Below are 13,749 nucleotides of genomic sequence, written 5' to 3'. Positions count from 1 at the left end.
CCGATGCTATCACTCCGCCGCTTCAACGGCGATACGGCGGCTCTGGCGGGCGAAGGCGTCATAGTCTTCCTGCCACTGCGACGGCCCGTTGGAGCGCGCGACCTGCACCGCCGTCACCTTGAACTCGGGGCAGTTGGTCGCCCAGTCCGAGAAGTCGGTGGTGACGACGTTGGCCTGGGTCGTCGGGTGGTGGAAGGTGGTGTAGACGACGCCCGGCGCCACGCGGTCGGTGATCTCCGCGCGCAGCGTGGTGGAGCCGGCGCGGCTGTCGATGCGCACCCAGTCGCCGTCGCGCACGCCGCGCTGCTCGGCGTCGTGGGGATGGATCTCCAACAGGTCCTCCGGGTGCCAGGCGACATTGTCGGTGCGGCGGGTCTGCGCGCCGACATTGTAGTGGCTGAGGATACGGCCGGTGGTGAGCAGCAGCGGGAAACGGGCGCCGGAGCGCTCGTCGGTCGGCACGTATTCGGTGACGACGAACTTGCCCTTGCCGCGCGCGAAGGTCTCGATGTGCATGATCGGCACACCTTCGGGATTGGCGTCGTTGCAGGGCCACTGCACCGAACCGAGCTCGTCGAGGCGCTTGAACGACACGCCGGCGAAGGTCGGGGTGAGCGCGGCGATCTCGTCCATGATCTGCGAGGGGTGGGTGTAGTTCCAGTCCATGCCAATGGCACGGGCCAGCATCTGCGTCACTTCCCAGTCGCCATAGCCGTTCTTCGGCGCCATCACCTTGCGCACCAGCTGGATGCGGCGCTCGGCATTGGTGAAGGTGCCGTCCTTCTCGAGGAAGGTGCAGCCCGGCAGGAAGACATGGGCGTAGTTGGCGGTCTCGTTCAGGAACAGGTCCTGCACCACCACCAGCTCCATCGCCGCAAGGCCGGCGGCGACATGCTTGGTGTCGGGATCGGACTGCAGGATGTCCTCGCCCTGGATGTAGATCGCCTTGAAGGTGCCCTCGACGGCGGCGTCCAGCATGTTGGGGATGCGCAGGCCGGGCTCGGCGTCGAGCGGACGGCCCCACATGGCTTCGAACGTCGCGCGGGTGGCGTCGTCGGAGATATGGCGGTAGCCGGGCAGCTCGTGCGGGAACGAGCCCATGTCGCAGGAGCCCTGCACGTTGTTCTGGCCGCGCAGCGGGTTCACGCCGACGCCGCGACGGCCGATATTGCCGGTCGCCATGGCGAGGTTGGCGATCGCCATCACCGTGGTCGAGCCCTGCGAGTGCTCGGTGACGCCGAGGCCGTAATAGATCGCCGCATTGCCGCCGGTGGCATAGAGGCGGGCGGCGCCGCGGATCAACTCGGCCGGCACGCCGGTGAGCTTCGACACCGCTTCCGGCGAGTGGCGCTCGTCGGAGACGAACTCCGCCCAGTCCTGGAACTCGTCCCAGTCGCAACGCTCGCGCACGAAGGGCTCGTCGATCAGGCCCTCGGTGACGATGACGTGCGCCAGCGAGGTGACGATGGCGACATTGGTGCCGGGCTGCAGCGGCAGGTGGAAGTCCGCCTTGATGTGCGGCGAACGCACCAGGTCGATGCGGCGGGGATCGACGACGATCAGCTTGGCGCCATCGCGCAGGCGCTTCTTCATGCGCGAGCCGAACACCGGGTGGCCGTCGGTCGGGTTGGCGCCGATCACCAGGATGACGTCGCTGTCCTCGACCGAATCGAAGTCCTGCGTGCCCGCCGAGGTACCGAAGGCCTGGTTGAGGCCGTAGCCGGTCGGCGAATGGCAGACGCGGGCGCAGGTATCGACATTGTTGGTGCCGAAGCCGGCGCGGATGATCTTCTGGACGAGGTAGGCTTCCTCGTTGGTGCAGCGCGAGGAGGTGATCCCACCCACCGAACGGCGACCATAAGTCTCCTGGATGCGCTTCAGCTCATTGGCGGTATGGGTGATCGCCTCTTCCCACGACACTTCCCGCCACGGGTCGGTGACCTTGGCGCGGATCATCGGGTTGAGCACGCGATCCTTGTGCATCGCGTAGCCCCAGGCGAAGCGGCCCTTGACGCAGCTATGGCCGCGATTGGCCTTGCCTTCCTTCCACGGCACCATGCGCACCACTTCCTGGCCGCGCATCTCGGCCTTGAAGGTGCAGCCGACGCCGCAATAGGCGCAGGTGGTGACCACCGAATGCTCGGGGGTGCCGATCTCGATCAGCCGCTTCTCGGAGAGTGTGGCGGTCGGGCACGCCTGCACGCAGGCGCCGCAGGACACGCATTCCGAGGTGAGGAAGGCTTCCGACTGGCCGGGCGAGACGCGCGAGTCGAAGCCGCGGCCGGAAATCGTCAGCGCGAAGGTGCCCTGCACCTCTTCGCAGGCGCGCACGCAGCGATTGCAGACGATGCACTTGGCCGGGTCATAGGTGAAATAGGGGTTCGACTCGTCCTTGGGCATGACGAGCTCGGAAGTGGGGGCGAAGTGGTTCGCGCCCTCCATGCCGTAGCGCACCTCGCGCAGGCCGACCGCGCCGGCCATGTCCTGCAGCTCGCAATCGCCATTGGCGGCGCAGGTGAGGCAGTCCAGCGGATGGTCGGAGATGTAGAGCTCCATCACGCCCTTGCGCAGCTGCGCGAGGCGGGGCGTCTGGGTGTGCACCTTGATGCCCGGCGCCACCGGCGTGGTGCAGGAGGCCGGGGTGCCGTTGCGGCCCTCGATCTCGATCAGGCAAAGGCGGCAGGAGCCGAAGGCGTCCAGCATGTCGGTGGCGCAGAGCTTGGGGATCTGCGTCCCCATCTCCATCGCCGCGCGCATGATGGACGTGCCTTCCGCGACCGTGACCTCGACGCCGTCGATGGTGAGCGTCACCATCTTGTCGGTCTTGGGGGCGGGGGTACCGTAGTCGATCTCATGGACGAGAGACATGCGTGTCCTCCTCACTCGGCGGCTTCGAGGCGACGGGGCGTGTCGCCAAATTCTTCGGGGAAATGGGTGAGGGCGCTAAGCACCGGATAGGGCGTGAAGCCACCGAGCGCGCAGAGCGAGCCGAGCTTCATGGTCTGGCAGAGGTCCTTCAGCACCTCGAGATTTTTCTCGACGCGCTCGCCGGCGACGATGCGGTCGATCACCTCGACGCCGCGGGTGGAGCCGATGCGGCAGGGCGTGCACTTGCCGCAGCTCTCCACAGAGCAGAACTCCATGGCGAAGCGCGCCATCTTCACCATGTCGGCCGCCTCGTCGAACACGACGATGCCGCCATGGCCGATCAGCGCGTCCTTGGCCGCGAAGGCCTCATAGTCGAAGGGCAGGTCGAACTGCCAGGTCGGCACATAGGCGCCGAGCGGGCCGCCGACCTGCGCCGCCTTGACCGGGCGCCCGGAGGCGGTGCCGCCGCCGATGTCGTTGATGAGCTCGCCCAGCGTGATGCCGAAGGCGGTCTCGAACAGGCCGCCGAACTTCACATTGCCGGCGATCTGGATCGGCATGGTGCCGCGCGAGCGACCCATGCCGAAATCCATGTATTTCTGCGCGCCGTCGGCGAGGATGTGCGGCACCGCCACCAGCGACAGAACGTTGTTGATCACCGTCGGCTTCTGGAACAGGCCCTTATGGGCCGGCAGCGGCGGCTTGGCGCGCACCGTGCCGCGACCGCCCTCGAGGCTGTCGAGCAGCGCGGTTTCCTCGCCGCAGACATAGGCGCCGGCGCCCATGCGCACTTCCATGTCGAAGCTGTGCTGCGAGCCGGCGATGTTGACGCCGAGCATGCCATGCGCACGCGCCGCCTCGATCGCCTTCTCCATCGCCCAGATGGCGTGCGGATATTCCGAGCGGGTGTAGACGAAGCCCTTGGTGGCGCCCACCGCCAGGCCGGCGATGGTCATGCCCTCGATCAGCTGGAAGGGGTCGCCTTCCATGATCATGCGATCGGCGAAGGTGCCCGAATCGCCCTCGTCGGCATTGCAGACGATGTATTTGCGGTCGGCCTTGGCATCCGCCACGGTCTTCCACTTGATGGCGGTGGGGAAGCCGGCGCCGCCGCGGCCGCGCAGGCCGGACTTCTTGACTTCCTCGATGATTTCCGCCGGGCCGAGCGCCAGCGCACGCTCAAGGCCGCGATAGCCGCCATGCGCGACATAGTCCGTGTAGGAGGCGGGATCGATGATGCCGCAGCGGGCGAAGGTCAGCCGCGTCTGCTTGGCCATGAAGGGGTGTTCTTCCGGCTTGCCGATGCGCAGCGCATGCGCGGCACCGGTGAGGAAGCCGGCCTCGAACAGGCCCTCGACGTCGGTCTCTTCCACCGGGCCGTAGGCGATGCGGCCTTCCGGCGTCGCGACCTCGACCAGCGGCTCCAGCCACAGCATGCCGCGCGAGCCGGTGCGGACGATCTCCACCGTCTGCTTGCGGGCCAGCGCCGCGGCCTGGATGGCCCCGACCACCTCGTCGGCGCCGCAGGCGATGGCGCAGGCGTCCTTGGGAACGTAGATGCGGATGCTCACGACTGCGCCTCCGAGATCAGCGCGTCGAGGCGACGCTCGTTGAGACGGGCGACGATGCGGCCGTCGAGCATGGCCGAGGGCGCGGTGGCGCACAGGCCGAGGCAATAGATCGGCTCGACCGTCACCCGGCCGTCGGCCGTGGTCTCGCCGAGCTTGCAGCCGAGCTTGTGCTCGGCATGGGCGGCGAGCGCGTCGCCGCCGGCGGCCTGGCAGGCCTCGGCGCGGCACAGCTTCAGAACGTGCTGGCCGGCGGGCTCGTGCCGGAAATCGTGATAGAAGGTCACGACGCCATGTATTTCCGCGCGCGACACGTTCAGCTTCTCGGCGAGCATCGGCACGACGGCGTCCGGCACATGGCCGAAGGTTTCCTGCACCGCGTGGAGCATCGGCATCAGCGGGCCTTCGAGATGAACGAACTCGCCGATGATGGCGTGCGCCCGCTCCTCGCTCCAGGGCTCGTAGTGCGGCATTTCTCCCGGACCTTCTTTTAAAGTTTTCCAATGGAGAACATGGTGCCGGACTTGACCGAAATCAATTCCAGTGTTTCGTCCCTTGATAGAAAGGTTCTATCGAACGAGCGTCGAGCCGCAGAGGAAGCCGCCGGCTCTGCCTGAGCGTTCCCTAAATGTTCTTGACGCTGTCTCTGCGTACCCTACAGTGAGGTATCAGGAGCCGGCCGGACGCCGGCACCGCGCGGGGACGCGATCGGGGGCGGCATGGTCCAGCGGGTGGCGACGGTGGCGTTCGAGGGCATCGAGGCGCGCCCCGTCGACGTACAAGTTCAGGTGAGCCCAGGCCTGCCGGCCTTCAACCTCGTCGGCCTCGCCGACAAGGCGGTGACCGAGGCAAAGGAGCGGGTGCGCGCGGCGCTGATCGCCTCCGGCCTCGCCCTGCCGCCCAAGCGCATCACCGTCAACCTCGCCCCCGCCGACCTGCCGAAGGAAGGCAGCCATTACGACCTGCCGATCGCGCTCGGCCTGATGGCGGCGATCGGCGCGGTGCCCGCCGAAGCGCTGGAAGGCTTCACCGTGGTCGGCGAGCTGGCGCTGGACGGGCGCATCGCCGCGGTGGCCGGGGTGCTGCCGGCGGCGATCGGCGCCAATGCCCGCGACCACGGGCTGATCTGCCCGGCCGAATGCGGCCAGGAAGCGGCCTGGGCGAGCCCCGACATGCCGGTACTGGCCCCCGCTTCCCTCATTCAGCTGGTCAGCCATCTCACCGGCCGGCAACGGCTTGCTCGCCCCGAGCCGCGGCTCGACACCGCCCATGCGGCCCTGCCGGACCTGCGCGAAGTGCGCGGGCAGGAAACCGCCCGCCGGGCTCTGGAGGTCGCCGCTGCCGGCAGTCACAATCTGCTGTTCTGCGGGCCGCCCGGCGCCGGCAAGTCGATGCTGGCGCAGCGGCTGCCCTCGATCCTGCCGCCGCTGGCGCCAGCGGAACTGCTGGAAGTCTCGATGATCGCCTCGGTGGCCGGCACGCTGCAATCGGGGGCGCTGACCGACCGCCGGCCGTTCCGTGCCCCGCACCATTCCGCCTCCATGGCGGCGATGGTGGGCGGCGGCAACCGCGCCCGGCCCGGCGAGGTGTCGCTCGCCCATAATGGCGTGCTGTTCCTCGACGAGTTGCCGGAATTCCAGCCCTCGGTGCTCGACGCGCTGCGCCAGCCACTGGAGACCGGCGACGCCTTCATCGCCCGCGCCAATCACCGCGTCACCTATCCCGCCCGGTTCCAATTGGTGGCGGCAATGAACCCCTGCCGCTGCGGCCGGGCCGGCGAGCCGGGCTTCAGCTGCCGGCGTGGGCCGCGCTGCGCCGCCGACTACCAGGCGCGGCTTTCCGGCCCGTTCCTCGACCGCATCGACCTGCATCTCGACGTGCCCGCGCTTTCCGCCGTCGACCTGGTGCGGCCGGCACCGGCGGAATCCAGCGCCAGCGTCGCCCGGCGGGTGGCGGCGGCCCGCGACCTGCAGGCCGAGCGCTTCGCCGCCCTCGGCCGGCCGGACCTCACCACCAACGCGCAGGCGGCCGGCCCGATCCTGGAAGAAATCGCCTCCCCCGATGCCGGCGGCGCGGCGCTGTTGGCGGATGCCGCCCGCATCATGCGGCTGTCGGCGCGCGGCTATCACCGGGTGCTGCGGGTGGCGCGCACCCTCGCCGACCTTTCCGGTGCCGAAACGGTTTCCCGCGCCCATATCGCTGAAGCACTGGCCTACCGGGTCGGCGCCGACCGGACGACGGCGGCGGCGTGATCGACAGCGAATGATCGCCCCATCACGGACGCGTGGCGGCGTCCATCATCGGCACGATGGTAGGGGTCGGGATTCGCACGCCCGCGCGAGCCCGCCGATGAACACGCGAGAACCCCTCGGGCTGGCAGCGCCCGGCGCTTTATCCAGCGAAGCACCCGTCTATAAGGTCACATCCACTTGCACCAAGCGCGGCGGCCCATGGCTTCGTCCATAACCGGCCTTCGCATGTTCCGGCCACGGCCCGGGACGTGCGGCCCCACGACCTGAAGGACGCATGCATGAACCCGCCGGCTGCGGCCCTCGATGAGACCCAGGAGCTCCAGTACAATCTGGCGCTCACCGTGCCGGGCATGCCGATCACCACCGGCGCCTGGCCATCGCGGGCGGAGGCGGCCCGGCGGCGGCATCCGCCGCTTGCCGACCTCGCCTATGGCACGCACCCGCGCGCCCGGCTCGATCTGTTCCGGGCCACCGCCCCACGCGGGACCTTTCTCTTCATCCACGGCGGTTTCTGGCGGGCGCGCTCGAAGGACGAGTTCTCCTGGATCGCCGAGCCCTTCCTCGACGCCGGCTATTCGGTAGCGCTGCCCAGCTACCCGCTGTGCCCGCAGACACCTTTTGCCGCCATCGCCCCCGCCATCCGCGCGGCCTTCACGCATCTTTACCGTGCGCTGCTTTCACCTGCCGAGCGGGCGCGCATCGTCGTCTCCGGCCATTCGGCCGGCGGCTATCTCGCCGCCGACCTTCTGGGTGTCGACTGGACCGCACAGGGCCTGCCGGCCGCTCCCTTCCACGGGGTGCTGCCGGTTTCCGGCGTGTTCGACCTCGTCCCGCTGCTCGCCACCAGCATCAACGCCGATCTGCAGCTCACCCCGGAAGAGGCGGCGCGGCTCAGCCTGCACCGGACGCCGGCGCGTTTCCCGGCCCAGATCGCGCTGGCGGTGGGTGGGGCGGAAACCGAGGGGTTCCGGCAGCAGAGCGCGGCGATGGCGGAAGGCTGGCGCGCGCTGGACCCTGTCCTGATCACCGTGCCCGACGCCAACCATTTCGACATTCTCGACGCTCTTGCCACACCGGGCATGGCGCTGCACGAGGCCGCACGCGCACTTCTCGACGCCGGGCCGGCATGATGGGGGCATGACGGAGTTCGGCGGCCTCGCGGGGTATTGTTGCGCCGGCCTTCCCCATGCCAGAAAGCAGGCGGGATGACTTTGGGTGAACCGGGGAGACTTCGACGTGAAGCGGACGATCGGCGCTGCGGCGCTCGCCACCATTCTGGCCCTGCCGGGCCTTGCCGCCGCCGATGAGCTGAAGATCGGGCTGATCTCCACCCTCTCCGGCCCCTCGGCCGCCCTCGGCCAGCATCTGCGCGACGGCTTCCTGCTGGCGGTGAAGCAGCGCGGCGGCAAGCTCGGCGGCGAGACCGCCGAGGTGATCGTGGTCGACGACGAGCTGAAGCCGGACGTCGCCGTCACCAAGGCCAAGGCGCTGGTGGACCGCGACAAGGTCGACTTCGTGGTCGGCGTGGTGTTCTCCAATGTGATGAACGCCGTCGCCAAGCCGCTGGCGGAATCCAAGACCTTCCTGATCAGCGCCAATGCCGGCCCGTCCACCCTCGCCGGCGAGGGGTGCAGCCCGTATGTGTTCTCCGCCTCCTACCAGAACGACCAGAACCACGAGGTTCTCGGCAAATACGCCCAGGACAAGGGCTACAAGAAGGTGGTGCTGATGGCGCCGAACTATCAGGCGGGCAAGGATTCGCTCGCCGGGTTCAAGCGCCACTACAAGGGCGAGGTCGCCGAGGAGATCTACACCCAGCTCGGCCAGCTCGACTTTTCCGCCGAGCTCGCCCGCATCGCCGCCGCCGAACCGGACGCGGTGTTCACCTTCATGCCGGGCGGCATGGGCGTGAACCTCGTCAAGCAGTACCGGCAGGCCGGCCTCGCCGATACCGTGCCCTTCCTCTCCGCCTTCACCGTCGACGAGACGACGCTGCCGGCGACGCAGGACGCCGCGCTCGGCCTGTATTCCGGCGCCGCCTGGGCTCCCAATCTCGACACGCCGGAGAACAAGGCCTTCGTCGCCGCCTTCGAGAAGGAATATGGCTATGTGCCGGCGCTCTACGCGGCGCAGGCCTATGACGCGGCGCTGATGATCGACGCGGCGGTGAAGAGCCTCGGCGGCAAGCTCGACGACAAGGACGCGGTGCGAGCGGCGCTGAAGAAGGCGGACTTCAAGTCGGTGCGCGGCGCCTTTTCCTTCAACACCAACCAGTTCCCGATCCAGGACTTCTATCTCGTCAAGGTCGCCAAGCGGCCGGACGGCAAGTTCGAGACCGAGATCGCCGAGACGGTGTTCAAGCAATATGGCGACGTCTACGCCGCCAAGTGCCCGATGAAGTGATGCGGGTCCGATCGGGCGCGCCGATAGGCGGCGCGCGCGGAAGCCAGGGGCAAGGCCGGGCACGGACATGAGCACCACGCTCCTCCTCATCCAGACGCTGAACGGGCTGCAGCTCGGCGTGCTGCTGTTCCTGATCGCCGCCGGGCTGACACTGGTGTTCGGGGTGATGGACTTCATCAACCTCGCCCATGGCGTGCAGTACATGCTGGGCGCCTATTTCCTCGCCGCCTTCGCCGCCGCCACCGGCAGCTTCGCGCTCGGGCTGGCGCTGACGCTCGCCGCCGCTCTGCTGTGCGGCGTGGTGCTGGAGCGGCTGGTGCTGCGCCATCTCTATGGGCGCGACCATCTCGACCAGGTGCTGGCGACCTTCGGCATCATCCTGTTCCTCAACGAGGCGGTGCGCGCCCTGTGGGGCTCGGCGCCGCTGCATGTCGACATTCCCGAGGCGTTGTCCGGCGCGGTGCGGCTGATGCCCGGCCTGCTCTACCCGCTCTACCGGCTGGTGCTGATCGGTGCCGGGCTCGGGGTGGCGCTGCTGCTCTATGTGCTGGTCACCCACACCCGCATCGGCATGCGCGTGCGCGCCGGGGCGAGCGACGCGGCGATGGTGTCGGCGCTCGGGGTGAATGTCGGCCGGCTGTTCACCCTGGTGTTCGGCTTCGGCGCCATGCTGGCCGGCTTTGCCGGCGCGCTGGCGGCGCCGATCCTCTCGGTGGAGCCAGGCATGGGCGACAACATCCTCATCCTCGCCTTCGTGGTGGTGGTGATCGGCGGCATCGGCTCGGTGCGCGGCGCCTTCGTCGCAGCGCTGCTGGTCGGGCTGGTGGACACGCTCGGGCGCTCCTTCTCCACCAGCCTGATGCGGCTGGTGATGGATTCCTCCGCTGCCGCCCAGGCCGGCCCGGCGCTCGCCTCCATGCTGGTCTATGTGCTGATGGCGCTGGTGCTGGCGGTGCGCCCGCGCGGCCTGTTCCCGGCGAGCGCGGGATGAGCATATCCGCCCGGCGCTCCCTGCTTCCGCTGCTCCTCGGCGCCGGCTTCGCCCTGGTGCCGGTCGTCACCGGCGGCGACGTCTATACGGTGAACCTCGCCATCCGCATCATGTGCCTCGCCATCGCGGCGATCGGGCTCGACCTGATCCTCGGCTATGGACGGCTGGTCAGCTTCGGCCATGCCGCCTTCTTCGGCGCCGGCGCCTATGCGGTCGGGATCCTGTCGACGCACGGCTTTACCAGCGCGCCGCTGCTGATCGGCGCCGCCATCCTCGCCGGTGCGGCGCTGGCGCTGCCGATCGGCGCGGTCTCGCTGCGCACCCGCGGCGTGTATTTCATCATGATCACGCTGGCCTTCGGACAGATGCTGTTCTTCACCGCCACCAGCCTCTCGGCCTATGGCGGCGACGACGGGCTGAGCCTGCCGGCGCGCGCCACCTTCCTCGGCACCGATCCGTTCGGATCGCCGCTGAGCTTCCATTATGTGGTGCTGGCGCTGCTGGCGCTCGTCTATCTCGGTGGCCGCGCCATCGTCGCCTCGCGCTTCGGCCGGGTGCTGCGGGCCGGCGGCGAGGACGAGCGGCGGGTGATCGCCGCCGGCTTCCCGATCACAGCCTACCGGCTGGTCGCCTTCGTCATCGCCGGTGGCATAGCCGGGCTCGCCGGCGGGCTCTATGCCGAGTTCACCGAGTTCGTCAGCCCGGCCTATCTGTCGTGGCAGCGCTCGGGCGAGTTCATCGTCATGGTGGTGCTGGGCGGCACCGGCTCGCTGCACGGCGCGGTGCTCGGCGCCGCCGGCGTGGTGCTGCTCGAGGAATGGCTGGCGGAGTTCACCGAGCACTGGCGGCTGATCTTCGGCCCGCTGCTGGTGCTGGCGGCACTGGCGGGACGCGACGGACTCGCCCGCCTGCTCGGCAGGGGAACGCGATGACCGCCCCGCGCCCGATCCTGCAGCTCCAGGGGCTGGTGAAGCACTATGGCCGGCTCAGGGTGAGCGACGATGTCTGGCTCGATGTCGCGCCGGGCGAAACCCACGCGCTGATCGGGCCCAACGGCGCCGGCAAGACCACGCTGATCGGCCAGATCGCCGGCGAGATCCCGAGCGATTCCGGCCGCATCCTCCTCGACGGCGCCGACGTCACCGTGGAGAGGCCGCACCGGCGCGTGCATCGCGGCCTCGCCCGCTCGTTCCAGATCACCCGGCTGATCGGCGGCTTCAGCGCGCTGGAGAATGTCGCGCTATGCGCCCAGGCGCTGGAGGGGTCGAGCTTCCGCTTCCTCGCCCCCGCCAGCCGCGACGCGGGCCTGAACGCCGCCGCCATCGCCGCACTCGCGGAAACCGGCCTGGCGGAGCGGGCCGATATTCCCGCCGGCCGGCTCAGCCATGGCGAGAAGCGCCAGCTGGAGCTCGCCATGGCGCTGGTCGCGCGCCCGAAGTTGATGGTGCTGGACGAGCCGATGGCCGGGCTTGGCAAGGCGGAGACGCAGGCGATGATCGCGGTGCTGCGCCGGCTCGCCGGGCAGGCGGCGATCCTGCTAGTCGAGCACGACATGCATGCCGTCTTCGCGCTCGCCGACCGCATCAGCGTGCTGGTCGAAGGCCGGATCATCGCCTCCGGCCCGCCGGATGCCATCCGCGCCGACGCCGCCGTACGCGCCGCCTATCTCGGCGAGGAGGTGTAGATGCTCGAGCTCTCCGACGTCACGGCCGGCTATGGTGGCAACCAGGTGCTGTTCGGCGTCTCGCTCAGCGTCGGCGCCGGCGAGGCGGTGGCGCTGATGGGGCGCAACGGCATGGGCAAGAGCACGACGGTGAAGACCGTCATGGGCCTGCTGCCGGCCAGTGGCGGCGCCATCTCCTTCGCCGGGCGCCCGATCCTCGGCCTGCCACCCTACCGGATCGCCAATGCCGGCATCGGCCTGGTGCCGGAAGGCCGGCGTGTCTTTCCGACCTTGAGCGTGCGCGAAAACCTGATCGCCACCGCCCGCCCTGCCGCGACGGGACGCGACGGCCGGCCGAAGGCACCGGAATGGACGCTGGCTGCGATCTATGAATTGCTGCCCCGCCTCGCCGAACGCCAGCGCCACCTCGGCAGCCAGCTCTCCGGTGGCGAGCAGCAGATGCTCGCCATCGGCCGGGCGCTGATGACCAATCCCCGGCTGGTGATCCTCGACGAGGCGACCGAGGGGCTGGCCCCGCTGATTCGCACCGAGATCTGGGCCTGCCTCGAACGGCTCAAGCAGGCCGGCCTCGCCATTCTGGTCATCGACAAGCATGCCGACGCGCTGGCACGGATCGCCGACCGGCACGTCATACTGGAGAAGGGCCGCGTCGCCTGGAGCGGCGACACCGCCGCCTTTCGCGCCGACCCCGGCCTCAAGGATCGGTTCCTGCATGTATGAGCCGGCTAATCATCGGCAGGGTTACTTGCGGGAACGACGGTAGCCGCCGGGCGGCGGAGCATTCATCGCATGTGTCGAAGCCAGCGATGCATGCCACTGCCTTATCTGTCACATCGCCGTTGGAAAAACGTGATTCTGTCGTCGCTTGAAACTATGATGCGCGACAGTTTCAGGGGCACGCCATGACGCGTTACTTTGCCGACGATGCGGCCGTTACGACGCCGAATCCCTTCGCTTCGGCGCTGCGTCTGGTCTTGCCTTCCTCGCTGGCTCCCCACATCGCCGAACCGATGCGCCGCCTGGCCGGCCCGCTGGCGCCCTCACGGCTGATGCCGGCGCTGCGCTCCTATTCCGGCCTGCGCCACCGCGAGACCCGCCCCGCCCCGGGGCCGGAGAGCCTCGGCCGCATCGGCTCGCTGGAGGTGCGCCTCGCCCGTACCGCCGCCGACGTCCGCCGGGCGCAACGGCTGCGCTACCAGGTGTTCTACGAGGAGATGTCGGCGCTGCCCAGCGCCGCCGCCCGGCTGGCGCGGCGGGACTTCGACGGCTTCGACGCCATTTGCGACCATTTGCTGGTGCTCGACCATGACGCCTGCCGGCTGGTGCGCGGCCGCCGGGTGCCGGCGGTGGTCGGCACCTACCGCCTGCTGCGGCAGGAGATCGCCAACCGCCATGGCGGCTTCTACACCGCCGGCGAGTTCGACATCGCTCCCCTGCTCGCCCGCCATCCGCACCACCGCTTCCTGGAGCTCGGTCGTTCCTGCGTGCTCAGCTCCTACCGCACCAAGCGCACGGTCGAGCTGCTCTGGCACGGCATCTGGGCCTATGTGCGCCAGCACGGCATCGACGTGATGTTCGGCTGCGCCAGCCTGGAGGGCACCGACCCGCTGGCGCTGGAGCGCCCGCTGGCCTTCCTGCATCATTTCGCCCCGTCCGATCCGGAATGGCGCGCCCGCGCCCTGCCCGGCCGCGCCGCCGGCATGGACGGCGTGGCCAAGGACGCTCTTGACGCCAAGAGGGCGCTCAACGAGCTGCCGCCGCTGATCAAGGGCTATCTGCGCCTCGGCGCCCAGATCGGCCAGGACGCGGTGATCGACCATCAGTTCGGCACCACCGACGTGCTGATCGTGCTGCCGATCGAGCGCATCGATCCGCGCTATCTCTGCCATTTCGGCATGAATGGCGAGCGCCACGCCGCCTAAGCCTGCCGAGCGCCCTCACTCCTCCATCGCGATGCCGGCCAACATCCCGGCCGGGCGGCAT

At 69.1% G+C, this 13,749-nt stretch carries 11 protein-coding genes; 8 read left to right on the top strand and 3 right to left on the bottom strand.

Going from position 1 to position 13,749, the window contains the following annotated elements; genetic code table 11:
* Positions 1-9: 9 nt before the first annotated feature.
* Genes fdhF through LGR54_RS02065 form a run of 3 tightly spaced genes read right to left on the bottom strand, consistent with a single transcriptional unit; the run spans position 10 to position 4,909 of the window.
* Entirely contained in the window at positions 10-2,868 is a 2,859-nt protein-coding gene (gene fdhF / locus LGR54_RS02075) for a formate dehydrogenase subunit alpha (RefSeq protein WP_230360312.1), read from the bottom strand.
* 11 nt (positions 2,869-2,879) lie between these two features.
* Positions 2,880-4,439, bottom strand: coding sequence for an NADH-quinone oxidoreductase subunit NuoF (locus LGR54_RS02070; RefSeq protein WP_230360311.1), 1,560 nt, complete (start codon positions 4,437-4,439; stop codon positions 2,880-2,882).
* Positions 4,436-4,909, bottom strand: coding sequence for a formate dehydrogenase subunit gamma (locus LGR54_RS02065; protein ID WP_230360310.1), 474 nt, complete (start codon positions 4,907-4,909; stop codon positions 4,436-4,438). Before LGR54_RS02065 ends, LGR54_RS02070 begins: the two co-directional genes overlap by 4 nt.
* 246 nt (positions 4,910-5,155) lie before the next feature.
* On the opposite strand from LGR54_RS02065, the gene LGR54_RS02060 reads away from it, so the two are divergent.
* The 8 genes from LGR54_RS02060 to LGR54_RS02025 all read left to right on the top strand — a co-directional run bounded on the left by LGR54_RS02060 (position 5,156) and on the right by LGR54_RS02025 (position 13,688).
* Positions 5,156-6,688 (top strand): YifB family Mg chelatase-like AAA ATPase, encoded by a 1,533-nt coding sequence (locus tag LGR54_RS02060; RefSeq protein WP_230360309.1) that lies wholly within the window; start codon positions 5,156-5,158, stop codon positions 6,686-6,688.
* 278 nt (positions 6,689-6,966) lie between these two features.
* Positions 6,967-7,818, top strand: coding sequence for an alpha/beta hydrolase (locus LGR54_RS02055; RefSeq protein ID WP_230360308.1), 852 nt, complete (start codon positions 6,967-6,969; stop codon positions 7,816-7,818).
* A 106-nt stretch (positions 7,819-7,924) separates the two neighbouring features.
* Positions 7,925-9,091 (top strand): ABC transporter substrate-binding protein, encoded by a 1,167-nt coding sequence (locus LGR54_RS02050; protein WP_370638109.1) that lies wholly within the window; start codon positions 7,925-7,927, stop codon positions 9,089-9,091.
* Between the two features lie 67 nt (positions 9,092-9,158).
* Positions 9,159-10,082 carry a branched-chain amino acid ABC transporter permease gene (locus LGR54_RS02045; protein WP_230360307.1) on the top strand — a complete coding sequence of 308 codons (924 nt, stop codon included), beginning with the start codon at positions 9,159-9,161 and terminating at the stop codon, positions 10,080-10,082.
* Positions 10,079-11,014: a branched-chain amino acid ABC transporter permease gene (locus tag LGR54_RS02040; RefSeq protein ID WP_230360306.1), complete on the top strand. Its 936-nt coding sequence runs from the start codon at positions 10,079-10,081 to the stop codon at positions 11,012-11,014. Before LGR54_RS02045 ends, LGR54_RS02040 begins: the two co-directional genes overlap by 4 nt.
* Positions 11,011-11,766, top strand: coding sequence for an ABC transporter ATP-binding protein (locus tag LGR54_RS02035; RefSeq protein ID WP_230360305.1), 756 nt, complete (start codon positions 11,011-11,013; stop codon positions 11,764-11,766). The genes LGR54_RS02040 and LGR54_RS02035 overlap by 4 nt, the downstream gene beginning before the upstream one ends.
* On the top strand, positions 11,767-12,486 hold the full coding sequence (locus LGR54_RS02030; RefSeq protein ID WP_230360304.1) for an ABC transporter ATP-binding protein: 720 nt from the start codon (positions 11,767-11,769) through the stop codon (positions 12,484-12,486).
* Positions 12,487-12,668: 182 nt separating this feature from the next.
* Positions 12,669-13,688, top strand: coding sequence for a GNAT family N-acetyltransferase (locus LGR54_RS02025; protein WP_370638108.1), 1,020 nt, complete (start codon positions 12,669-12,671; stop codon positions 13,686-13,688).
* Positions 13,689-13,749 lie beyond the last annotated feature (61 nt).

Origin of the sequence: Ancylobacter sp. Lp-2, from assembly GCF_020523795.1 — a bacterium.
GTDB lineage: Bacteria > Pseudomonadota > Alphaproteobacteria > Rhizobiales > Xanthobacteraceae > Ancylobacter.
This window is presented reverse-complemented; position numbering and strand designations above follow the sequence as displayed.